The organism is Spartinivicinus ruber, assembly GCF_011009015.1.
Taxonomy (GTDB): Bacteria; Pseudomonadota; Gammaproteobacteria; order Pseudomonadales; family Zooshikellaceae; genus Spartinivicinus; species Spartinivicinus ruber.
Genome location: NZ_CP048878.1, coordinates 3,257,259 through 3,281,182 on the forward strand (window position 1 = coordinate 3,257,259; position 23,924 = coordinate 3,281,182).

Genomic DNA, 23,924 nt, shown 5'->3' on the forward strand with positions numbered 1-23,924 from the left:
CAAGCTTCCTGTTATTTACTCGCTACAGCAGTCATATTATCTGCACTGACCATCATCCACTGGCCAAGTAATGCCCTCTCTTCATGGGATATTCCTGTAATATTTCCAGGTGGCATCGCTCTGGATAAAACAACAACCTTATTAATTGCTGGAGCCCAGTGCTGCATATCAGTCATTGTTTCCAACATAACTCCTCCAGGAGCTCGATGTATACCAGGCCATGATGGTGTTCGAGCATGACACATGCTACATCGATTCTGAACAATAGTTTTTGCTTCAGCATTAATTGATTTTAAAAAACCCATTGTTCCCCAAGCAGGTTTTGGTTTATTCATGTCAAAAACACTTAGCGTCACAATAGTTATCGCTATTGTAGCTGTCATCCCCCATGGCCAAATAAGCAACTTCCCTGTCTCATGAAAAGTATCAAAATGGAATAGTCAGCCACGAATAAGTACCTGAGTGGGCAAGTGGAAAATGCACTGCTAACATCAAAAAAACCACAGCAAGCACTAAGTAGTTATTATGTCTTGCCCTCATCAAAAACCATTGCAAACGCTCAGGTGACGGCTGCCAACCTTCAGGTTGTGCAATCAATTTACGAAGTTCAGGCAGTATATTCACAAAAAAGTACGCCGTGACAAACATTCCAAGCGTCGCCCCCATTTGCATGAATACACCACGACCAGAAAAAACTTGACTGTAAATAAAACTAAGTCCAGAGAGAAAGACAAAGCTTGTAATCAATATTGCAGTCTCATTATGTTTAAGAGGCAGCCGATAAAGCCCTTCATGAACAGCCAATGCCACAAAAATACCTAAAATTGATACAGCTACAGCCTGCTCAGCAGACATGATAAATCCATCAATATTAATAAGATAAAGTTCAGCTTGAGTATAATAGATGAGTGATAATAGAATAAATCCACTTACAACTGTCGTAATATTTGGCCACTTATACCATACCAACAAATTATTTGGAGGCATGTCAGTTTGACGAGATAGATACTTAACCGTTCTATAGATACCAAAACCACGGATTGCCCATGCTTCACCAACGGCATTCGGCTGTGTTGCGTCTTGCCTCTGCATTGCGCGGTCAAGTTCACGGGTATGAAAGAAAAATCCTAACCATACAATGGCAGCAACAGTATGCAACCAACGTGTTGCATAAGTAGCCCACTCCCATAACACTACATCCATGTAATTTCCCTTATTATTTCATAAGTAAAGACTACATTCTCTAAACTATACTCGATTACTAATGGCTCTTAGGTGTGCCCATTGAGTGAGACCCCATGGCCTATAAATAATAGGTGATTGGGATAACAGTTAAATGTTCCATGCTTTAACTGAATTCTCACCATTCTATGGTAATCAGGAATAAAGAGTACATGATTTATTTTAAGTATAAGAAGCACAATAACCATTATATTATTAGCTAATAACTATATAACGGCAGCTGTATTATTAATTATTAAGCAATTCGGTTGATACTTTTATTTCCACCTAAATTCACAAAAAATTTGGCTGACAGTCATCTTGCCAACCAAAAATATACGGCAGTTAATACCTTATTTTAAGACAACTTCACTTTCCTGTTTTTAAATTGCAATTTTTCTGTTTGGCTGGATTTCACCATTTTTGCAAACGCTTTAAAATGCTCTCTTTGTGCAGCCGCTCCTTTAGCTTGTCTTAAATGATGGGCTTCTTCTCTTTTTAGCTTTAAATACTGCTGCCAGCGATTAACCGATAACTCATCAGCATCCAGTGCCGCCTGTATTTTACAACCTGGCTCAGCATCATGTTGGCAATTTCTGAAACGACACTGATTGGACAGTTTTACAATATCGTCAAAAACTTCTTCTAGCTGTCCTTCTTCTAACCAGAGTTGAATTTCCCTCATCCCAGGCGTATCAATAATATTGATACCTGTTTCAGTATGAAGTAGATAGCGACTCGTTGTCGTATGATGTCCTTTGTCGTCATTTTCACGAATGCCCCCAGTGTCCAACATAGGCTGTCCTAATAGGCTATTAATCAGCGTCGATTTGCCTACACCAGAAGAACCTACTAACACGAGCGTGTCACCTGGATTAAGCCAAGGACTTAGTTTACTGCTAACCTCTTGAGTATCAAGCCCATTAATTGCCACAGCATTTAGCTTGAGTTTTTGGCCAATTTCAGCCACAGACTCTTCAGCATTTTCCACTAAATCTGCCTTAGTTAATACCACAACTGGCTCCAACCCAGCATCATGAGCAACCATGATATAACGTTGCAAACGCTGTAGGTTATAGTCTTGATTGAGTGAGGTCACCAATAACATTGTATCTACATTGGCTGCGAGTAGTTGTTCTCTGGTTTGTTGTCCAGCGGCTTGTCGACGCAGTAAACTACTTCTGTCCAATAACCGTACCAACCAAAGACAATCCCCTTTCGCTTCTGCCAATACCCAATCGCCAACCGCTAGCCAACTACTCATTGGACAATCAAGCTTCCCTACTCGCAATAACTGCTTACCCTGCTCTGTTTCAACCCAAATACAATCACGCTGAATATTACAAACTCGCGCAGGAGTACAACTGTCCCACTCTGAAAGCAACAACTGTTGCATAAAAAAAGCTTTCCAACCAAAACGGCGCAATCTGTCTAGTTGCACAACAATTTCTCCCAATAGCCGAAGCTGTTACAAACTTAAGTCATAAAAAACATTTACACAAAACCGTTTATAAAGCGGGAATGGGAAAGGTTCACCAGAGAGGTTAATCCATTACAGAAGATATGAATTATAAGTAAGAAGGGAGTAGTTCTTGATTACAATAACTTTACTTGAAGCTTCTTACTCATCGTTCATCCATCTGATGACTTTCCCTGCTAATACAATATCACTCATATTCATACTTAGTTTCCTCCTATGGCTTGTGGTCTGTCTACTATTACTATGTAGTGTGCAACTGTTTGGTGTGCCTGTAAAGTACTAATCCCAAAAATTATTCACGTAACCTTGTTAACACCTTCCAACCATGAATCATTTTCAGGTCTGAACATTTGCAATGGGTACACTAGTTGATTAACTGTATTTGATTGTTCCTAAGTAAGCTGTCGTATGCCTCTTGCAACTGGATAATGATTTCATCGGATGTTGCTAAACTCGCAGCGACATAATAAGGTGTAGTAAATAATGGCATGACAGCCATGACGTTGGAAGGATCAAATCCAGCATTTTTAAACTCTAATACAAATGATATGTTATTAAAGGCAAGTAAATCCACATGGCCTTGATGGAGCATATTAATAGCACTCTTTAAAGTAGGTGGACTCTCTATTCTTGAAAATCCATTATTTTTCAACCAAACATAATCCATTGAATTAAAGTTAGTGGCTATAGAGTATTGCTTTGCCTGCTCAAGGTTCGTAGGCGCAACTTGGTAGTTTTCTGTCAGCCGATATAAATAAGTAGTGCCTCCTTTACCCAGAGGTCGTACCCACTTAAATAGTTTTTCACGGGAAGGAATTCTCACAATCGTATAAATAATACAGTTGGGTCGAGTCTGTGCTAACTGGTATGCTCTCGCCCAAGGTAATATTTGTATGGTATAACTGAGTTTTGCCTGTTTTAACACAGCTTTCATTATCTTAGTAGAAACGCCTTTTAACTCGCCATTTTCCATATAATTAAACGGACGCCAGTTTTCAGTAACCACCAGTAGACTTTCAGAAAAAGCAAGTCGCCCAAACAATACCGCCATGAATAACAAAAATAGTGGTCTTAATAAAACTAACATAGTCACTTTAACAGTACTCTTTTCCTAAATAACAGCCAGTTCACTGCAGGTTTTTCAAGTATCTTTTAGCAATTTTTTCATAATCACCATTTTTATGCGTTTGATAAATTTCATTCCAAATTTTTTCTACAAGTTGGGTGTTTTCCTGATAAAAGTGGTGTGAGAATATAATGTAATAATCTTTTACTGAAATTGGAGGCTGCACTTTAACCACTTGGGAAAAACGATCAGATCTAACGGAAAGCATAAAGTCGGCTATATTTTCCAAATCAACTACGCCAACTAATCGACCACCAACAAGTTTTCTAAAATTCATCTCCGCATTATAAGCCTCATCAACTACGAGCCCCATTGTTCGTAACTGATCAACAATTGAGTATTTATAAGTAGCTCCTATCACTCCATCCAGATTTTGAAACTGCTTACCATCCCAGGTTAAGTCACTTCCCTTGAGTTTATACAATACATATGCTTTACGATGGACTTTTTTAAAACTATCAGGCTGCCCATCTTTCATTGGAAATACGCCTAACTTCAACCGCTCTGGTTTAAAGCTGGCATGAAAAACAGCATCGACTTGATTCTTTCCCAACATTGATAAGCAGCGTGACCAAGGATAACGTCGATACTCAATTTTATATTTCAATCGCAAGGCAATCAGGTTCAATAAATCCGGCGTAATCCCTGGGGAGTGACTAGGAGTAAAACCCTCTCCCAAATAATGAGGTGGGCCTGGTCTATCTTCATAAGCAATCACAACCAGAGGGTTTGCCCCTACTTTTGAAAATAACCAAAAACTGAATAAAAGTACTACAAACTTATAACACATTAGACCATTGAGGTCCTGCCTTAACTATTACCTTTTATCCATCTAGAGCAACCTAACTGATATAGCAAGTTATTTACGCTTTAGCCTATTTTTTCTCCTGTAGCCTACTGGTTCTAAAAGGGCCATATTTTGCTTGCTCTAACTTGGTTGCATCATCAATAAAATAGCTTGGTACAGGATAATCTATAGGCCTAAAACGAGGGTTAGGAAAATCTTTATCACGATCAGCCCGTTCAGGCCTTTTTAATGAGTTAATATAACCTGCCACATCATACGCTTGATCGATTGATAAAACCGTTGCGTTAGCAGTTGCACCAAATGGCATATTGGCATAAATAAATCGAGTGGCCTTAATCACACGACTCATTCCTGCTCCATTATTATAAGAATCTCGCCCTGCAATGGGTGGAAATAAGTAACCGCTATGACGGTTACTGGCTGCTTCTTTTACTCCCAGCCCACTCTCTCCATGACATTGAGCACATTGGCTTTTATATACCCTTTTACCGTTGTGTAAACTCACTTTTCTGTTGGGAATATCAATTACCGGCAGCCCCACCCCCACCATTGCCTGATTAGTAGCTGTACCTTCTGCTAACCAATTAAAATAAGCAAGCACAGCCTGCATTTCTAAAGAGTTTTCAGGCAAAGGTTTGCCATCTCCCATACTACGACTCATGCAACCATTTACCCGATCAACAATAGTTCCCACCTTCATACTTCGGGCACGAAAATTAGGATAATCGTTCATTACATTAACAAAAGGAATCCCATAATATTTCGTGCCTGGCAAACCTGATGGGCCTTTTAAATGGCAGTTTGAGCAACTTAAATTATTACCAGAAAAGCGTTTTTGTGGTTCGGAAACATTGGGACCAATAGTATCCGCAGTATGGTCAAGTATCTGTATACCGTAACGAATTAGTTTAGCATTCTTATGGGTATCAATATTACTTGAATCATTCACCCGCCAAACTCCCATTGGCCTATTTTTAAACCGCTTTTTTAACTCTAATGCCTGACCAGTTGTGAGAGATTGTCCCGGTTGATATGGGCTTACATCTATTGCACTCACCCCTAGCGGAAAACCAGAAGCAAGGATCATGAACAAAACAGATTTAAAGCGAGTTTTGCAGGTCATTTATCAGGTCCGTCTAAAAGCGACAACTGTATGACAATGCAAGGTCAAGTTCATATCTGCTGACGACACTACCAAAGGATCAGCTTATACTTCAAAATACCAACTAAATGATGTATCCAATACGAATGGTTTTCAGGGGCTGCCATCAAGTGACGAAGCCCCATAAGCCTCTAAATAGTGGATTAATATGCTGCAAAACCTTCTATTTTGGGGGCTATTTCCCCTCGTTATTCCACAGGCCATGATTATTCGCAAAAACGCACCTCGCTTTTCTGGCGCCAATGGCCCTACATCTGGTTCTGTCGGCTATGGCAGACAGCTTACACTGATAGCATTAGGGGACTCACTCGTGGCAGGGGTAGGTGCAACCACTTTGTCGAATGCCCTGGTGGGCCAAACCGCCACTACTCTCGCTATAATGCTACAGCGCCAAATCAACTGGAATGCAATAGGCATCATTGGTGCAGATTCGCACCAGGTGATGAATGAACTGATACCAGCGCTACCAGCTCAAAGAGCTGACTTGATTATTTTGTCCATAGGCATAAATGATGTAACAGCATTGACCAATCAACAACGCTGGCAACAAAACCTGATAACTATTTTACTATTATTAAGAAAGTATTCTCCCCATGCCATTATCGCTGTACTGGGGATTCCTCCACTCAACAATTTTCCGCTTTTACCACAACCTTTACGAATGCTACTGGGGATTCGAGGGAAAATTTTTGATGGCATTATTAAACAGGTAATATCACATCCCTCTATTATCCATGTACCGCTTGTTTTTAAAGCCGATAAACGACTGTTTGCAGCTGATGGTTATCACCCATCTGAACAGGGATATACTACTCTTGGTCAATTTACAGCCAAACAAATAACTAAATTATTTTTAACTCGACATAATAAACCAAAATTTACACAAAACGGATGAGGCAAAATTTTATTTTTGCTGTTTAATAAGACAAGTAAAAAACCTAACTGCTTACCACAGCGCTTTATTTTTCCCCTTTTCTCCAACCATATGTTCATTTACGACATTAAACAACATTAAAATACCATTGTAATTTAATGCTGAATTTATCGAGTGTTTTTCAAATATTCCCCATATGTCTCAAAGTTCATAACATCATTAATAAAAAGCTGGTGTCTTCCTTAACTTCTATAGATAATGAATACACACAACGCTAGTTACGTTTGGGTTTTGACCCGTTGTGGATTTTAACAAAAACAATGTCGTATAGAGCAATGCAAAATAAAAATTGATAAAAATGGAATTTAATTTTCAACCATATTAGGGATTAATAAATACTTTGCTCATCCTGTGCTGCTAACCAACTGGTCAAGTTTGCTCCAAACAGATTGGCGAGTATTTTAAATCAGTTTTTACCCGTATTTGCCGTCATAACGATTTTGCGACAACCGTTAACATGCTTGTTCAGCGAATATAGTCTAACCCACATCTTAGTTAAAGAAGGTTGGATTTTATTATTTGAACTCAAAATGTTAGAGTTATAAAGGTTTGTACTCAAATCGGGGAGCTGTATGGATAAACATCACGATAAATATAGTATAGAAAACACTGACTACACCGTGGGTCAGGATAATGTTCAAAAGTGGGGATTCGACGTCCATAACCCGGTATTTGGTATAAGTGCTGGGCTGATTGTGTTATTCCTCGTTGCCGTACTGTTGGTAGAACCTGCCACTGCCAAAGCAGCGTTGGATGGTTTGAAGTGGGATATCATTGGCACCTTTGACTCCCTCTTTATCTGGTCAGGTAATATCTTCGTTATCTTCTGCCTCATTTTACTTGTATCGCCTTATGGAAAGATCCGTATTGGTGGAGCTAATGCAAAGCCACAGCACTCGACTCTGTCTTGGTTAGCCATGCTTTTCGCAGCAGGGATGGGTATAGGCCTTATGTTCTGGAGCGTTGCAGAGCCAGTGGCCTACTATACCGGTTGGTATAAAACTCCACTGGGGGTCGAGGCTAACACCCCAGAAGCCGCTGAGCTAGCAATGGGGGCCACCATGTATCACTGGGGCTTACACCCATGGGCAATTTACGCGGTAGTTGGCTTATCTTTAGCTTTCTTTGCCTACAACAAAGGCTTACCTCTCTCTATCCGCTCAATTTTCTATCCCTTACTCGGTGATCGTGCTTGGGGCTGGCCAGGGCACATTATTGATATATTAGCGGTGCTAGCCACCCTGTTTGGATTAGCTACCTCACTGGGCTTAGGTGCTCAACAAGCTGCCAGTGGTATCAATCATGTATTTGGTACTGATGGCGGCATCGGTATGCAAATTCTGGTGATTATCGGGGTAACCGCATTAGCAATAATGTCTGTTGTCCGTGGTATTGAAGGTGGGGTTAAGCTACTCAGTAACATCAATATGCTGGTTGCCTTCGCGCTACTAATATTTGTTATTTTTATCGCTTTTGCTGTTGTCATGGGCAATGTACCAACAACGATTGCTGCCTACGTGAAGAATATTATCCCTCTCAGCAACCCTCATGGCCGTGAAGATGAAGCCTGGTTCCAGGGTTGGACTGTGTTCTACTGGGCTTGGTGGATTTCCTGGTCACCTTTTGTAGGGATGTTTATTGCTAGGGTGTCTGAAGGTCGTACTATTCGTGAATTCATCACAGCGGTATTGCTTGTACCCACCGCTGTAACCATTATTTGGATGTCTGTTTACGGTGGGATCGCCTTAGATCAAGTAATAGCAGGTGTTGGTGCGTTGGGTGAAAAAGGCTTAACTGAAGTACCACTGGCTATGTTCCAAATGTTCGAACAACTACCAATGAGTACCCTCCTTTCGGTCACTGCTATTGTGTTGGTATTAGTTTTCTTCATTACCTCTTCTGACTCTGGCTCGTTAGTCATCGACAGCATTACTGCCGGAGGTAAAATTGATGCGCCTGTACCTCAACGAGTATTCTGGGCATCAATTGAAGGTGCCATTGCCGCTGCTCTACTTTGGATTGGTGGAACCGAAGCTATTCAGGCTTTGCAAGCTGGAGCCATCTCAACGGGCTTGCCGTTCACCATTGTGTTATTGCTCATGTGTGTAAGCTTAGTGGCTGGTTTGCGTACTGAAAAACGCTAAGCTACGTTGCTATCTAAACTAAAAAAACCGGCATTCATTGCCGGTTTTTTTATACAAGTATAGCTACAGCCATAGCTGTGAAATGGGAGTGTCAGGACGATAATGATGGGCAATTTGTGCCAGTAATAGCTCAGCCGTTGCCAAGGCATCAGTCATTGCATGATGGGGATGATAATAAGGTAAAGAATAACGTTGCCGGCAGTCTGCTAGCCTAACTGAACCCAACGGCTGCTGTAGTAATCGCCCCACGAACCCCTGCCTGGCTCTTAATGCACGTTTTTCCAACTCCAGTGTATCAATGACAGGAAACTGAATCCCCTCACCAATTCGCCGTAATAAGGCCCTAGAGAAAAAATCACACTCAATTTGCCGACAATGAACAACCACTACCTTGCCCGCCAATGCTAGTAAGAGTTGATCGAGTATGTGCTGTAAATCAGGGGCCGCGCTAATTTCAGAGTGAGTAATACCATGGATGACCACCGACTCTTCTGCTAGCGGTTGTACAGGTTTGACTATCCACTCAGCAGCCTCTCTGCATAAAATCCGCTGTAAAGTAAAGGGCACCAAACCAATACTAACAACATCGTCCTGTTCAGCATCCAACCCCGTGGTTTCAAAGTCCAGGGCCACCAGGGCTACCTGATTGATTGGGGTCTTGCCAGATACCATGCCAGCGGCATAAAAGCGCTGTAGGCGTTCATCCTGGCTATTGGCGTGCAGCCAATCATAGTGTTTTCGCCAAGAAGTTGGGCGGGATTGATCAACCATTTCCCCCCCTTTACTTCAATGCTTTCGACGCATGATAACGATACTTCAAAAAGCTTTGTGCTTTATCAAGCACCTGAAAAGCTTCTTTTAAATTGCGCCGTTCAAAGGTGGATAGCATTTCTGGTTCAATATTGTTATCTGGCTCATCCCCTCGTTCAATATCTGCAGCTTGATGGCGAATCCGCACCATGGCGATATACTCCAGCGCATCGCTTAAGTCCTGGCCCTTTCCTGGGGGTAAAATATTAGCCTCAATAATATCTTCCAGCCGCTCGAACGAATTCTGCGCCCGGGAGCCAACTGCTAGGGCATGGACTCGAATCACATCCGACAAAGGAGCAGTTCCACGGCGTTTAAGGTTAATGGACTTTTTATGCTGGCCATCTTGCTCCATCACAAAGCCTTTAAAAAAGCCCAATGGAGGGGTTCGATTAAGCGCATTCCGAGCCAGGCAGGCGAGAAATTTTTGATTCTGACGAGCCTTGCGGGCAATAAAGGTTTGCAGCTGCTTAGCCCAGCTGGTTTTACCCCAAACTCCATCCAGGTCAAAAAAAATCGAACTATGCAATAAGGCTTCAGGCACAGGGTTTTCAATCCAGCTGGCAAACCGCTCTTTCCACTGATTTAGGGTCATCCGCCACTGAGGATTTGAGGCCATTATTTCACCACTACAATAGGCATAGCCACAGGCTGCTAGGCCGTCACAAACAAAAGTGGCCAGTTGATCAAAGTAGCTATTATGTTGTTCTGGGTCGTAGCCATTATCCAGAATAATCGCGTTATCCTGGTCTGTAACAATCAGCTGCTCATCACGTGCCATTGAGCCCAAAGCCAAAAAACAATAAGGCACCGGGGGGGGGCCCAACTTTTCCTCACCCAGTTCTAAAAGGCGTTGTTTAAAGCTTCGGCCAATCCAGGACATAGCACTACCAATCATATGGGAGTTAGCATCTTCATTGACCATTCGCACAAACACCAGCGGTAGTTGCTGAGCATAGCTTTTTAAGTCATCCACCGTTTGCTGAGCGAAAAGGCCTCTTACCAACAACAAGCTGCTTTGAGACTCATAGCGAACAATATCCGACATAGCCACCACGCCGATTGGACGATGACGACGCATGACTGGCAGGTGGTGCACATTAAAGCGCAACATCTCCAGCATGGCTTCAAACACATAAGCATTGTCATCAATAACCGCCACATCAGTAGTCATGACTTCCTCCACAGAAGTGTGGAGGGGGATATCCGCCGCCAATACCCGCTCCCGTAAATCCCGGTCGGTAATAATTCCAATTAGCTCGCCACTGTTTTCATCATCATTAACCGCTCTATCAGGATCAGTAATCAATAATGATGACACCCCTTCTTCAGTCATGGTCATAGCAGCTTCTCGAATGGGTGTCTGGCAGGGCACAGTCACTGCTTCTCGGGTCAGCAGTGATTTTATTTTAACCGTGGTCAGGTCATTATTATCAGCCTGACTGGATAAGGTGCGACGTAACAACTCTCCACCTTCCGCTTCAAAAAAATCAGCAAAGGTTTCAAAACGATCGTTATATTCACTGAATTGCTCAGCGGGGATGCAATAGACTAAGGTATCTTCCAAAGCTTTGGCAGGAAAACGTACCCGGCGATTCATCATCAACCCCATTTGGCCAAACACATCGCCTTCTGCTAGGCGGTTATGAAGCTCTCCCGTACGCCGATAAATTTCGACTGCACCACTGCGAACAACAAATAAATCTTGAATGGAGTCACCATAAGTCAAAATCGCCGAGCCAGCCCGGTAATAAGCAATTTCCGTTTGTTGGGCAAGTTGACTCAGTGCGTCTCCAGGTAATTCATCAAAAGGGGGGTGCTTAGCTAGAAACTCAGCTATTTCCAGTTGCTCTACTTGCATGAGTTGCCCTCTTTACTACGATGCCCTCACCAACAGCTATACCAAACAGATCGAACAAAAAAGCATAACCCATTTAGACTACACAAGCTGCCTACCAGGCACTCAGGCTAGCATTCAACAGATTGAGAAGAAACCTTGCCGTGCTAAATTACGGCGACTGTCGACGATCTGTACCCATCAATAGTCGTTCAAATGCTTCTGCTGGCAAGGGTTTACTAAACAAAAAACCCTGGGCTGCATCACACTGGGCCTGTTGTAAATACTGACGCTGTTCTTGGGTTTCCACTCCCTCCGCCAAAATTTTCACTTTTAAGGTTTTTGCCATACTGATAATGGCATCAACAATGGCATTATCATCAGGACAACCAAGCCCCTTGATAAAACTGCGATCAACTTTAATCACATCTAAATGTAAGGCCCTGATCCGTTCGAATGATGAATAACCGGTACCAAAATCATCAATGGAAATCGCCACCCCCAGTTCGCTTAATTGCTTCAAAATTGTATTAGTGGCCGGGGTATCATCCATTAAGGTCGACTCAGTTAATTCCAACTCTAACTGTTGTGGATTCAAATGCGTGCAGGCTAATACAGATGTCACCAACTCAATAAAACGCTGGTCAATTTGATAGCCCGATACATTCACCGACACCTGCAAGGTACCAATCTGTTGTTGATACCATTGATGAGTTTGTCGGCAAGCTTCTTTCAGCACCCAAGCACCTAACTCAACAATTTGCCCGGTATGCTCAGCAATTTCGATAAACTCAATAGGTGGAAGTAGCCCTCGTTCGGGATGCTGCCAACGTACCAGCGCCTCCATACCAAATATTTTATCGGTTTGCAGGTCTATTTTAGGCTGGTAATACACCCTTAATTCATTGTTCTGGATCGCTTGATGTAACTCTGCTTCAACTTTTTGATGATGAAGGACTCGCGCCTGCATGTCTGGAGTAAAAAACCGGTAACAATTACCGCCACCGCTATGTTTGGCCTGGTACATGGCCATATCAGCAAAATGAATCAATTTTTCTTGGCTCTTGGCATCCGCTGGGTAACAGGCAATACCTATGCTCCCACCAGCCCGAAGTTTATGTCCATCCAAAGAAGCCTTCGTAACGAGTTTTTTCAATAGCCGCTCCGCCAATTCCACTAATACTGCATGATTGGTAATTCCCTGGGCTACAACAGCAAACTCATCCCCCCCAAGTCTCGCGACAGTATCCCCCTCTCTTACTGCGCTCTCTAAAGACCTAGCCACATGTTTTAAGAGCAAATCCCCCACTTCATGTCCCAAACTATCATTCACTTCCTTGAACCCATCCAGGTCAACAAAAAATAAAGCCACTGGCTCACTTGTTTCCTCTGTCACTTCCAACGCTTGCTTCAACCGTTCACCAAATAGTACGCGATTCGCCAGCCCAGTTAAGTGGTCGTAACGGGCTAAATGTTCAATTTGTCGTTGAGCTTTTTGTCGTTCCTTATTTTCCTTTTTCAATTGATCATTACTAATACGTAACTCTAAAGTACGTTCTGCTACCCGTTGTTCCAGTTCATTTTTTGCCTGTGCTAACTTAGTTTCAGCCACTTTTCTTTGTTGAATTTCCTCATTTAAATTTTTTACATTGAGTTCAATGGTATTGGCCAGCTCATTAAAGTTATCAATTAATTCCCCGACTTCATCTTCCGTGGTACTTGAGAGACGGTGGCTAAGATTACCTGCCGTGAACGTTTTCATCCCTTCGATAATATGTTTTATCCGATTAGTCAGATAAGAGGCCATCCAAATGGCTATCAAGATCACTAACAACACCATCACTACCGTAGAAGTTGTTAACTGCACAGTAATTTTCTGTAACGCACTATTGATACCGTCGATTACTGAATTGCGTTTGTTCTCCAACTGGTGATTCGCTTGCTGAATTAATTGACTCATCTCTTTTTTAGTGTTTAACGCCGGTGCATGAAACTGGTTCAGGTTAGCCCCAATCGTGACAAACCCAAACCCCCGAGCGCTGTTGGCATAACGACCGGTATAGTAAGGGATTACTGCTGCCGTAGTGATTTTCCAAATGCCACTCCAAAAAATCACAAATGATCCTGCTCCTCCTTCCTGGGTGAGATTCCACCAACCTGAGCACTGAGGTGCAAAATTCAAATAACGGCAATCCAATGCCAGTTGTCCTTTACTGACTTGGGATAATGCTGGCTTTCGCTTAAGCGACTGAGCATGGTAGATTGGTTGCTGATGGATAAACTGCTGAAAAGATAAACCACTGTCCTGCCACTGTTGCCAAGTGGCCTGATCTAACCAAGAAGGTACCTGTTCACCTGTTGCAGGGTCATACCCCACGATAAAATAATCCCTTGGGTGAGAAATATTCCGACCTAAATAGTCCCACATAAAGGCATAATTCCCTGAGCTGGCATCCGCAATTGGCGTAAAACGCTGCTCAGTTGGGACCAAATGATCCGTAAATTCCATCAGGTGAGTATGATCCAGTGCAAGCGATAAATAACCAATCTTATCTCCTGCTTGAAAAATAGGTGTTACCCATCTAACGATGCCTTCAAACCGTTTCCCTACCGGATTTTCCTTCCCCGCATAAGCTGCATTTTCGGGTAAAAAAGAAACTCCTTTTTCTTTTGCTTTCACTTGGGTATAGGCACCGATAATCGGTGATGGCACATAAGCACCAATGACATCTGAGACGTAGATGTCCCCTTTTTTTAGTGAATTAAGCTCAGCAAAATAATCTTCAGCCTTGTACCAAGTATTTTCCGGCCGTGAAATATTCATTAACGGCGCAGCCTGGTTTGAGTCTGATAAAATACGAATTTGTTGTTGACCATTTAAGTCAAAAAAGCTGATTTCCCGATACAACGGTCTTTTTTCCTGAATACCTAAATGATCAGGTGGCCGATAATGAAAAGCTGTACGGTTGTCTTCTTCCGTAGCTTTAATTTGTCGATATTGAAAACTCATCGGCCTAACCGATTGCCACTGCTGGCCCGCCTCATCCAACTGCCAGGGCTGATGCAGAGTTACCACAGCCGTTCGATGGGTGATAAATTGCTGATAAGTGTCAGAATCGGGTGTCTGCCCAGCAAGTAATAGTAAGTCTTTATCTCGTTCATAAAGAAACCGTGCCACTTGCTCAGCCGTATCCACTGTTAAGCGTTCAATGGCTGATTGGGCTTGAGATTCCAGCGCTTTAAATGACTGTTTGGTAGTCACTTCGCCTATTGTTGTAACGGTATGCAACATCCGATCAGCCATTTGCTGACTTTCACTGACTACTTTATGCCCCAACTTGACACTATGATCCCAAGCAATCCACGCTAACAATAACAGTGGCAGTACTTTGATCAGACTGAAAATTGAGATGAGTTTTCCGCGAATCCCCAACTGCAAACGGCTTTTTGGCATACGGGTATCACTTAGCGGTAATGCTATTTATTCTTTTGACTACGTAATCACAGTGTAGGTGATTTGAAGGCTCTTAGGAGACTACAGACTTCACCTTAAGCTATTACTCCCTGAAAGAACTGCTACTGAAGTTATGCATTGAAGACATAACACTAGTTTATGCTTATATCAAAACTTCCTGATCATTGAACAAAACACATACAGCTGCCTTGCAGGGATTTTCCATAAAATACTCGAAAAATTGGGTTTAGGGGATAAAGCGATTGATACTGAACAAATGCTACAAGTGTTGTAGTTGACTAGCTATAAACCCCTATCAATTATCGCCCATAACTGACAGGGGTTTTACCCTCATTAAAGATTAGTTGATTTACTTGAAAAAAATAACTTGTTGGGCTGGCTTTGTTCACTGGCTTTTAAGTAAAAAGCTAACAAGCAAACTTCAACGATGGTAGCCACACTCACAACCAATGCTATCCAGTAAGGGTGATAGCCCTGTTGAGTGAAGAACACAGCACCCAGTACCATCAGGCAATTTGCTATCAGAGCCGAGCGACCAATGGTATTCGTTAATGATTTAACCATTAATAGTCCCTGTAAATAGTTTTGCAATGACATCAACAATGGTAGTAAACAAGCAGCCAAAATAACGTTACTTATATTATCCCCTAGCAGTTGGGAACCTCCATAATAACGACAAAATGCCTGTCCCCAAGGAGTCACTGCTATGAGAAATAATATGAAACTAAATGCAGTCCCAACCCAAAGTGAAAAATAACACAACTGTTGTCGTGCTACATAATCAACATTACGAATCACTAACTGTTGAACCATTCTTACCCCATTACTCATACTGATGACCAATGCCCAACCTGCCACCCACACAGCAATAAACAACTCACCTGTTGCAGCAACTAAAAAAGGCAACAATAGGCGTGCCCCCCATAATGAAAGCATGGACTGTGCTAATGGCCAATAATAACGCCCCATTTCACTTAAGTTGGTAGGTAACGAATAGTGGGGAGTCACCTCATCTAAAACAATTTTATTAGCCTTATAACGAATAAATAACAGCTCTCCAAAAACACCTGCTAATAAAGCACCCGCCGCTACCCATTCACCACGACTTGTCACTGCAGATATAGCAAAAGCCGTCACTGCTAACAATAAACAACGCAATACTGAGCCCTTGGCAATAAGCCCAGAAAAACCTGCTCGAATAATTTTCCCTTGCCAAAACCGACGTAATGCAATCGCGAGTGGCCAGGGACAAAGTAACAGAATAATTAATAAAGCAGAATCCCAAACCGGCTGACTAATTTGAAACAACGCTGGTATACCAATAAAGCTTCCTATTAGTAACATAGCAACAGTTAGCCCACCGCCTAATAACAGTACAAAACAGAGCAATAACTGTCGTACTTTAGCTTGGCCTGCCATAGTATTTGAAGTAGGTAAAATCGAAATGATTGGACTTTCAAAAAAAACAGCAACACCTTTCCCCAAAGCAAACGCAGCCAAATACAATGTGCCATTTGGCAAGCCTGCCAACACAAATACAATAATAGGATCGCCTAATGCCATTACCATATCACTAGCCGACATAGGCAAAAATTGCTTTAGGAGCAGATAGGATTGTCGTTTAGCGCTTTTCACAGGCAGCTCCCTTACTATTTTCTGGAAAGACAACAGGTTGTATAGTATTAATTGCCTGCATAAGCTCACGACGATTTAACAAGGTAAGGTGTTGCTGCGCTAGCCACTCAGCATTATAAACGGTGTCCAAATACCGGTCGCCTCGGTCAGGGTTAATCAATACAATCGTTTTTGCTTGGGATTGCAACTGTAGGTAAGCTAATCCAGCACTAACAATGGCTCCAGTTGATGCCCCCAGCAATAAACCTTCTTTCTTGGCCAACAAATGACACATTGAGAATGCAATATGATCTTCAACATTGTAACCATAATCCAAATAATTTAGATCAAATGCTGGTGGTACAAAAGACAATCCAAGACCAATCATTTTATAAGGATAACGCGGCATACCTAAAATAGCTGATCCTGCCACATCAACACATATAATTTCTGTGTTTGGTGAATAATCTCGAAAATAACGGGCTATACCAGCTAACTGTCCTGCAGTACTCACCCCAATCACAATTGCATCAGGCGGTGTTGGAAACTCAGCAGCAATTTCTTTAGCGGTATATGCTTGATGTGCAGTAGGATTATCTGGGTTAAGGTGTTGACAAGGGTAAAATGCATTAGGAATTTCACTGGCTAGTTGCCGTGCCTTAGCCATTCTCGCTTTTTGCATAGAGCCCGCTTCATCCGCCAAGGTTAATGGCACCTCAACTAAGCTGGCACCATAAGCATGAAGCATCTTAATGACCGGTGGTGGAGTTTTAGCATCAATCACAATAATCACTTGATAGCCTTTTGAAGCACCAATGCTTGCCAATGCTAAACCAAAATTACCTGAACTTGATTCAATAATCGTTCCCCTCGGTTTTAATAGACCTTGTTCTTCAGCTTGCTTAATTAAGTAAACTGCATTTTTGTCTTTTATACTGCCAGAGGGGTTACAAGAATCCAGTTTGATATAAATATTATGTTGTTTACATAATAAATCTAATTGATTTAAACGGACAATAGGGACTTTACCAATAGCATCATATAAGCTTTTGGCACAATAATGACTAGACACTAATAATGATTGAACAGCTGCATTGGGTGAATTTACTGGTAACATATGTTTACTCTTTAATATAAGCTTTTTAATAATTTGAATAGACGGTTAACTCGATGGTACTTATTTAAGACGCAACCCTTAATTCTTGTTGTAAATAATCAATAATATCTTCATGAGGTTTAAATAGAAAACATGTTGACTTTTTGGGGCATAAATAACCATTAATGGCATCCTGATAAATAGTATCTATACTCGGCGATTTGGTTTTTATAAATAAATATTGATGACTACGACTGCCCAGTTGGCTATTCGCTTCATTATTTTCTTCATAAAATTCTAATGCTTCACTAGAAATAAAATCTATGCCAGAAAATCCAGTCAATTTTTCAATAATAAGCTCAAAGTGGTAGCCTGCTCGCTTAGTATCGTCTTGACGATTAATCCGTGAGTCAAATGCAACAGCCAGTTGTTCATTTTGATAGGTAATTAAATAGTCTGCTATGCTTCGGTTACAAGATAATAACCCTAGTTGACGTATATACTGAGCAAATCGTTGCCAATTAAAATTGGCTGTAAGCCGACAAATTAACTCAAAACTCTTAACTCTGGCTTGTGACGCATGAGTTATAAATACAGGTAGCGATCTAACTGTTTCTATACCACTATTCACTTGCTGTTGATAGGCTGTAAAACGGTGGTGACCATCAGCAATCAGAAAATCCTCGATACACTCTATAGCAGATATAACTTCCTTAATATGATCAGCGTCATGCATACACACAACTGAATGGGATAATGCATTATTTGTAAATTTAGCGATCAATGTGCCTGAATCGAACAATACATCCAATTTCTTTTTCGGGTAACTATCACTTTTTGTTACAAAATAACTAGGAGTATTAATCGCCTTCGACTTTGTAATTGACTGTTGAATATCACATACTTTCTGGTAATCAACTTGTTCGTGGGGGTAAACAGGTACTCTCCAGCATCTATTATTAAACTGTGTTAAAATACCCGTTATTTGATGGTATTCACCATTTTGTAAACCTTCAATACGATATAGCAATAAATTATTAGTGCTAGCAGCTACTTGAAAATGATGAAGTAATTTACATTTACTCACTTGAAGTGTCTGTTCTATAACGTCCATAAAATATTCCTTAAAAACCTATCCAATGGCAATTACTCAGTTAACAAGCAATAGCCACTCTTATTAAAACTTTTGTTTTTAACAGAAAGAAATCTTGGTTGTATTTTTTTGCAATAGCCAATCCACACAGGCGATCAAAACCACTGCTCTACTTTTCAGCAAATAAATAACAAAATATGCTAAAAGCGCAGCACAAACAGCTCTTAAACCGCTACTAAAGTGGCATTATAAATTATTGATTAAGTGCATAGTTGCCAGTTTTTCAGGCAATAGGAGGGCGAAAATGCAGATCAATAAACAGCTTTAAGTTAGTAAGTGTAATGGCAGGGTAAAAAACAGCGGGGGTTTTGAATAAGCTATAGTTAGGTAAGGCAATTAAAGAAGAACAGTTACCAAAACAGCAGTGACAATCATCAATAGAAACATTATGTTCAGATGATAGATGACTCTCTTGATCATGCAGGTAGTGCAAACTGGCTTCTTCTACTGTAGAGCTATCACTATTTATTTTATTAGCATTTGCTGCTGTTGAAAGCAGTACAAAAAAGCCTATCGCTAGAACAATGAGGTAGAGCAAACGTTTAGCTAATTGAACTAGCATCTCTCAATGACACTCTTAAAGTCAGCCATAAAAGCAATGTTATGAATAACAGTTATTTGATTAATAGCACACATAACCAAGCACAATCTTCTTTTAATATACTATATGAGCCGAATACTATTTACTAGTCTAATTATATTAGCAAAGGCAACAATTACTCAGATTAATAGTATTTATACAAGTTCACTTTTTTTAAAAAATATTAACTCACCCTATCAGGTATCAAACTGGTATCAAACTAACAGATATCAGAAAATCACTTGCTATACTATCAGAGCACTCTTCAACACTCTAAAATATGACATTTAGATGAATAGTTAGAGAACTAAGACTAGGGAATGCGCAATGGAATGGCTTGATTATCTTCGTTACTTTTCTGAACAAGATGGCTCTGATTTGTTCTTAACCACAGGCGCACCTCCTAGTGCCAAAATTCATGGCCATTTAAAACCAATTGCAGACAAGCCATTACTTCCTGGAAGAGTGGAAGAAATTGCTTACTCGATTATGGATGAAGAGCAACGAGTCGCTTTTGATCATAAACCTGAAATGAATCTAGCCATTGCAGAGCAAGGCATAGGTCGTTTTAGAGTCAATATTTTTAAACAAAGAAATCAAGTATCGATGGTTGTTCGTGCCATTAAAACAGAAATCCCTCACTATAAAGACTTAGGGTTACCCAGTATTTTACTGAAGCTGATTATGCAAAAACGCGGATTGGTATTGTTTGTTGGTGGCACAGGCTCAGGGAAATCGACATCACTCGCCGCCTTGATTGATTATCGTAACAGTAATTCAGCCGGCCATATTATCACCATTGAAGATCCTGTAGAGTTTGTCCACCGGCATAAGCAGTCTATTGTTAACCAACGAGAAGTGGGGGTTGACACAAACTGTTATGATGATGCCTTAGAAAACACCTTAAGACAAGCCCCTGATGTTATCTTAATTGGTGAAATACGTACCCAGGAGCAAATGGAGCAAGCTATTACTTTCGCAGAAACAGGCCATTTATGCATTTCTACTTTACATGCCAACAATGCTAATCAAGCCCTTGACAGAATAATTAACTTTTTCCCAGAAGAACGTCATAAACAACTTTTTTTAGATTTGTCACTAAACTTACAGGGTATTATCTCTCAACGTTTAATCCCAACGGTTGATAACAAACGGTGTGCTGCAATTGAAATATTGTTAGGTACTCCTCGCCTGTGCGACTTAATAAAACAAGGTAAAGTGGCTGAAATAAAAGAAGTCATGCTGAAATCTGAAGCGCAAGGTATGCAGACTTTTGATACCGCACTTTATAACCTATATAAACAGAAGAAAATCACTTTAGAAGAAGCTTTAAAAAATGCAGACTCTAAAAATAATCTAAGACTACGTATTAATTTAGAGTCCAAGACATCTACTACTGTGGATGAAGAAATATTAAAACGAGTACAAGCTAAAAAAGCAGTAGCCAAACCAACAATAGAAAAGAAAGATAATTCATCTATTCTGTCTAATCTTACACTAGAGCCACTGGAAGAAGAGCAAGATGATGAGGATGAACTTCAACCCTATAACGATTAGAAAAGGGGGAATATTTTCTTTAATTTTTTTGCATTGCTAAAGGTAGTGTGAAATAAAAAGTACTACCTTCCCCGGGTTTCGACTTAATCCATATGGAACCACGGTAAGCCTCAATAATTTTTTTAACAATACTCAAACCAGCTCCGGTTCCACCACCATACTCGTCTTCGGTATGAAGTCGTTGAAAAATTTTAAATACTTTACTTTGTAAATGATCAGGTATACCTATACCATTATCTTGTACATAAAAAACTGATGGTACACTATTAATATCACAGCCAATTATTATTTCAATTTTTTTTCTTTTATTGTATTTAATTGCATTGGTAATCAAGTTGGCAAACAGTTCCATCATTTTAGTTTTATTACAGTATATCGTTGGCAATGGCTCTTTTGTTACCACATTAACATTAGGAGGTTTTATTAAGTGGGATAGATTTTCTTTAACCTCAACTAATAAACCCATAATATCAGTTTCAATACGTACATCATCAATATATTCCACTCTTGAGTACTTCAGTAGATCATTAATAAAACTTTCCATTCTTCTTGTTAGCTTGCGCATGTTATTCAACATATCACTCCCTTGCTGGTCAAGTTTATCTTTATAATCTTCACTGATAAACTGACAATAATTGCTAACACCTCGAAGCGGTTCCTTTAAATTATGTGAAGCAATATAGGCAAACTCTTCCAACGCTTTATTAGATTTTTCTAATACTTCTGTCTGCTCACTCAGTGCATGTTTACTGGCTTCCAGCTCCATAGTACGACGCACAATTTGTCGCTTAGTTGCTTCTGCTTGACCAGTGATAATTAGTAATACATAACTCAACATACCAATAATAAAAAAACCGCCAACAACTAATAACCAGATTGACCAAAATCGATGTTCAAAACTAATTTGTGGCTTAAACTGAAAATTAAGTTTCCACTCTCGGTTTGCTACCGAAAGCGTTTTACTTAAATTAATAAAATTATCAAGTGATTTATAATTATCTTGTTGGTTAATTGTTTTCCCAGGATTGTATATTACTTCATTATTTTCATCATATATAAGAACCGTTGTCTCTAGGTTACTTAAATGTTGATGAAGTTGCTCCATTAATGGCAATATCTTAAATACCCCTAAAACAAAGCCAGGTACGAAATTTATATCCTTAATAACAGGCTGAAACACTAAAAATACAGGCTCAGGTTGTAGAGTCTGAATCAGCATAATTTTCTCCGTAGCAACAGGCTGTAGTGTTTGTAGTGTTTTCTCAATCGCCTTTAAACAACGATGGTTTGACCCCAAGTCATAACCCAAAGCGGTTTCATTTGTTTTTAAAGGTTCTATATAAAATACCGGATAATAAATTTCACGTTGTTTTGCTCTTTCTATTTTATTAAAGTGAAGATTATATTCAGTGATTTCAAAATTATCTAACCCTTCCACTTTAGCCATATGAATAAGTCTCTCCCTTTCACTGGAAGGCACAATAGGAACCCACTCCAATGCTTGGATACCTGGATATTTACTGACAAACCCTGTAGCAAAACGCTGAAACTCCTCACGACTCACATAGTTTGATGATTGGAAAAGTTTTTCCAGAGAAAATAGTGATAAAAGATAGCCATCAAGGTAATCTTGCATATGCTCTACAGCACGCTCCATTTCCTTAATAGCCTGATTATTTTGTTGCTCTTGCTCCCAACGTTGGGCTGAAAAAAACAGATAAATGACGGTGACTAGTAGTGCCATTAATGGCATAACAACGATACCCTTCCTTGATTGAGAAATTGAACCAGCAAACAATGCCAACAACACCGGTGCACAAGCCACTACTCCAATGCAGTCGCCTATCCACCAGGTTAGCCACGCGGGTAACCAAGCATCGGGTTGAATAACCCCATTCAACAGTAATATTGTGTTACCAATCGTTGCAGAAACAATACAACAGATAGGCCCCCCGACCATCACGATAGCAGTGATTTGTTTTACATCTTCCAGCTCCCATGGTGGTTGAGTGACTTTCTCGATACACCACTTGGAAACAACAGCTTGTAGTGATGCCCCCAAGGCGATACCCATCCCATTAGCTAACGCAATAATATTGGTATAAGCTTCTTGAGAGGCCCAAATATTGACTGTCATTGAGCCCAATAAAATACCAGGCCAAAAGCGATACCCCCACAGTAGCACCAATCCAAGCGCAACGCCTGCCGGAGGCCAAACGGGAGAAGCAAATCCTGGCGGTATCGCTAACCAGAGTGAGAAATAACCAATAACCGCATAGCTCACCGCAAGAACAAATATCTTTAAGAAGTAATCTTTGATTATTTGCAGATACATCGTAAGGTTAATGACATGTTTATTATTTTATATTTTCTAAGAACCTCCATTTAAGGGTAACTCAAATTTAGAGATATCCTTAAGGTAGATAGGCAATTTTTAACCAATATTCTGATATAGCTGCTATCACCCGATTGAAAGCTGATAAATCCATGGGTTTAGTAACATAAGAGTTACTCCAGACTGGTAACAGGTTTTTATATCCTGTAGGCTCTGAGAGGTGGTAAAAACAATGATAGGTATTTGTTTCAGAATACTATCTGCCTTTATTGTTTTTAATACTTCAATACCATCGATACCCGGAAGATTTAAGTCTAGTAAAATAAAATGAGGTAGGCTAACAATATTATTAGTTACTGCTATTTTTACCTGCTCCAAATAATCCAGTGCTGTTTCTCCTTTCTGGCAATGTTCAATGTGTCCCTCAAACCCCGTTTTCCTAAAGGCACGTTGAATTGCAGTAAAGTCATGCATACTGTCTTCAATTAACAGTACTATTGGTTGTTTGCATAGTTTACTCACTATTAACTGCTCTAGTTATTGCCTTAATAAGTTGGGGTTATTTACAGTAATCTTAAACCTTAGCGTTACC

Annotated in this window: 18 protein-coding genes; 3 read left to right on the forward strand and 15 right to left on the reverse strand. The window is 40.5% G+C overall.

Annotated elements, in window-relative coordinates; all coding sequences use genetic code 11:
* Positions 1-11: 11 nt before the first annotated feature.
* The 6 genes from G4Y78_RS15100 to G4Y78_RS15125 all read right to left on the reverse strand — a co-directional run bounded on the left by G4Y78_RS15100 (position 12) and on the right by G4Y78_RS15125 (position 5,758).
* Positions 12-335, reverse strand: coding sequence for a hypothetical protein (locus tag G4Y78_RS15100; protein ID WP_163833810.1), 324 nt, complete (start codon positions 333-335; stop codon positions 12-14).
* Positions 336-426: 91 nt separating this feature from the next.
* Entirely contained in the window at positions 427-1,203 is a 777-nt protein-coding gene (locus G4Y78_RS15105) for a urate hydroxylase PuuD (RefSeq protein ID WP_163833811.1), read from the reverse strand.
* A gap of 376 nt (positions 1,204-1,579) precedes the next feature.
* Positions 1,580-2,662 (reverse strand): ribosome small subunit-dependent GTPase A, encoded by a 1,083-nt coding sequence (gene rsgA / locus G4Y78_RS15110; protein WP_163833812.1) that lies wholly within the window; start codon positions 2,660-2,662, stop codon positions 1,580-1,582.
* A 403-nt stretch (positions 2,663-3,065) separates the two neighbouring features.
* Positions 3,066-3,788 (reverse strand): substrate-binding periplasmic protein, encoded by a 723-nt coding sequence (locus G4Y78_RS15115; RefSeq protein WP_230425762.1) that lies wholly within the window; start codon positions 3,786-3,788, stop codon positions 3,066-3,068.
* Positions 3,789-3,828: 40 nt separating this feature from the next.
* Positions 3,829-4,617 (reverse strand): substrate-binding periplasmic protein, encoded by a 789-nt coding sequence (locus G4Y78_RS15120; protein ID WP_163833814.1) that lies wholly within the window; start codon positions 4,615-4,617, stop codon positions 3,829-3,831.
* An 85-nt stretch (positions 4,618-4,702) separates the two neighbouring features.
* Positions 4,703-5,758 carry a c-type cytochrome gene (locus G4Y78_RS15125; protein WP_163833815.1) on the reverse strand — a complete coding sequence of 352 codons (1,056 nt, stop codon included), beginning with the start codon at positions 5,756-5,758 and terminating at the stop codon, positions 4,703-4,705.
* A 187-nt stretch (positions 5,759-5,945) separates the two neighbouring features.
* Here G4Y78_RS15125 and G4Y78_RS15130 point away from each other — a divergent pair, with 187 nt between their 5' ends.
* The gene (locus G4Y78_RS15130; RefSeq protein WP_163833816.1) at positions 5,946-6,692 is read left to right on the forward strand and encodes an SGNH/GDSL hydrolase family protein; all 747 of its coding nucleotides are present in this window, start codon (positions 5,946-5,948) and stop codon (positions 6,690-6,692) included.
* A gap of 611 nt (positions 6,693-7,303) precedes the next feature.
* Positions 7,304-8,875: a BCCT family transporter gene (locus G4Y78_RS15135; RefSeq protein ID WP_163833817.1), complete on the forward strand. Its 1,572-nt coding sequence runs from the start codon at positions 7,304-7,306 to the stop codon at positions 8,873-8,875.
* Between the two features lie 63 nt (positions 8,876-8,938).
* Here the strand turns inward: G4Y78_RS15135 and G4Y78_RS15140 are convergent, their stop codons facing one another.
* The 7 genes from G4Y78_RS15140 to G4Y78_RS15170 form a co-directional block, all read right to left on the reverse strand.
* On the reverse strand, positions 8,939-9,646 hold the full coding sequence (locus G4Y78_RS15140) for a 3'-5' exonuclease (RefSeq protein WP_163833818.1): 708 nt from the start codon (positions 9,644-9,646) through the stop codon (positions 8,939-8,941).
* Positions 9,647-9,656: 10 nt separating this feature from the next.
* Entirely contained in the window at positions 9,657-11,546 is a 1,890-nt protein-coding gene (locus G4Y78_RS15145; protein ID WP_163833819.1) for a DUF294 nucleotidyltransferase-like domain-containing protein, read from the reverse strand.
* Positions 11,547-11,694: 148 nt separating this feature from the next.
* Positions 11,695-14,976 (reverse strand): EAL domain-containing protein, encoded by a 3,282-nt coding sequence (locus tag G4Y78_RS15150; RefSeq protein WP_163833820.1) that lies wholly within the window; start codon positions 14,974-14,976, stop codon positions 11,695-11,697.
* 354 nt (positions 14,977-15,330) lie between these two features.
* Complete coding sequence (locus G4Y78_RS15155) at positions 15,331-16,632, reverse strand: hypothetical protein (RefSeq protein WP_163833821.1); 1,302 nt, start codon at positions 16,630-16,632, stop codon at positions 15,331-15,333.
* On the reverse strand, positions 16,619-17,728 hold the full coding sequence (locus G4Y78_RS15160; RefSeq protein ID WP_163833822.1) for a cysteine synthase family protein: 1,110 nt from the start codon (positions 17,726-17,728) through the stop codon (positions 16,619-16,621). The genes G4Y78_RS15155 and G4Y78_RS15160 overlap by 14 nt, the downstream gene beginning before the upstream one ends.
* A 64-nt stretch (positions 17,729-17,792) precedes the next feature.
* On the reverse strand, positions 17,793-18,821 hold the full coding sequence (locus G4Y78_RS15165) for a DUF1015 family protein (protein ID WP_163833823.1): 1,029 nt from the start codon (positions 18,819-18,821) through the stop codon (positions 17,793-17,795).
* A 262-nt stretch (positions 18,822-19,083) separates the two neighbouring features.
* Complete coding sequence (locus tag G4Y78_RS15170; protein WP_163833824.1) at positions 19,084-19,422, reverse strand: hypothetical protein; 339 nt, start codon at positions 19,420-19,422, stop codon at positions 19,084-19,086.
* A gap of 345 nt (positions 19,423-19,767) precedes the next feature.
* Here G4Y78_RS15170 and G4Y78_RS15175 point away from each other — a divergent pair, with 345 nt between their 5' ends.
* On the forward strand, positions 19,768-20,997 hold the full coding sequence (locus tag G4Y78_RS15175) for a PilT/PilU family type 4a pilus ATPase (RefSeq protein WP_163833825.1): 1,230 nt from the start codon (positions 19,768-19,770) through the stop codon (positions 20,995-20,997).
* A 19-nt stretch (positions 20,998-21,016) separates the two neighbouring features.
* Here the strand turns inward: G4Y78_RS15175 and G4Y78_RS15180 are convergent, their stop codons facing one another.
* Both G4Y78_RS15180 and G4Y78_RS15185 read right to left on the reverse strand, forming a co-directional pair.
* The gene (locus G4Y78_RS15180) at positions 21,017-23,332 is read right to left on the reverse strand and encodes a CHASE domain-containing protein (RefSeq protein ID WP_163833826.1); all 2,316 of its coding nucleotides are present in this window, start codon (positions 23,330-23,332) and stop codon (positions 21,017-21,019) included.
* Between the two features lie 126 nt (positions 23,333-23,458).
* Positions 23,459-23,854 (reverse strand): response regulator, encoded by a 396-nt coding sequence (locus G4Y78_RS15185; protein WP_163833827.1) that lies wholly within the window; start codon positions 23,852-23,854, stop codon positions 23,459-23,461.
* Positions 23,855-23,924: the final 70 nt, after the last annotated feature.

Excerpts from the sequence above, each read along its gene's own strand:
- G4Y78_RS15135 (WP_163833817.1), top strand. The coding sequence starts at position 7,304 with ATGGATAAACATCACGATAAATATAGTATAGAAAACACTGACTACACC.
- G4Y78_RS15160 (WP_163833822.1), bottom strand. The coding sequence starts at position 17,728 with ATGTTACCAGTAAATTCACCCAATGCAGCTGTTCAATCATTATTAGTG.
- G4Y78_RS15115 (WP_230425762.1), bottom strand. The coding sequence starts at position 3,788 with ATGTTAGTTTTATTAAGACCACTATTTTTGTTATTCATGGCGGTATTG.
- G4Y78_RS15170 (WP_163833824.1), bottom strand. The coding sequence starts at position 19,422 with ATGCTAGTTCAATTAGCTAAACGTTTGCTCTACCTCATTGTTCTAGCG.
- G4Y78_RS15125 (WP_163833815.1), bottom strand. The coding sequence starts at position 5,758 with ATGACCTGCAAAACTCGCTTTAAATCTGTTTTGTTCATGATCCTTGCT.
- G4Y78_RS15180 (WP_163833826.1), bottom strand. The coding sequence starts at position 23,332 with ATGTATCTGCAAATAATCAAAGATTACTTCTTAAAGATATTTGTTCTT.
- G4Y78_RS15165 (WP_163833823.1), bottom strand. The coding sequence starts at position 18,821 with ATGGACGTTATAGAACAGACACTTCAAGTGAGTAAATGTAAATTACTT.
- G4Y78_RS15120 (WP_163833814.1), bottom strand. The coding sequence starts at position 4,617 with ATGTGTTATAAGTTTGTAGTACTTTTATTCAGTTTTTGGTTATTTTCA.
- G4Y78_RS15130 (WP_163833816.1), top strand. The coding sequence starts at position 5,946 with ATGCTGCAAAACCTTCTATTTTGGGGGCTATTTCCCCTCGTTATTCCA.
- G4Y78_RS15150 (WP_163833820.1), bottom strand. The coding sequence starts at position 14,976 with ATGCCAAAAAGCCGTTTGCAGTTGGGGATTCGCGGAAAACTCATCTCA.
- G4Y78_RS15145 (WP_163833819.1), bottom strand. The coding sequence starts at position 11,546 with ATGCAAGTAGAGCAACTGGAAATAGCTGAGTTTCTAGCTAAGCACCCC.
- G4Y78_RS15140 (WP_163833818.1), bottom strand. The coding sequence starts at position 9,646 with ATGGTTGATCAATCCCGCCCAACTTCTTGGCGAAAACACTATGATTGG.
- G4Y78_RS15100 (WP_163833810.1), bottom strand. The coding sequence starts at position 335 with ATGAATAAACCAAAACCTGCTTGGGGAACAATGGGTTTTTTAAAATCA.
- G4Y78_RS15175 (WP_163833825.1), top strand. The coding sequence starts at position 19,768 with ATGGAATGGCTTGATTATCTTCGTTACTTTTCTGAACAAGATGGCTCT.
- G4Y78_RS15105 (WP_163833811.1), bottom strand. The coding sequence starts at position 1,203 with ATGGATGTAGTGTTATGGGAGTGGGCTACTTATGCAACACGTTGGTTG.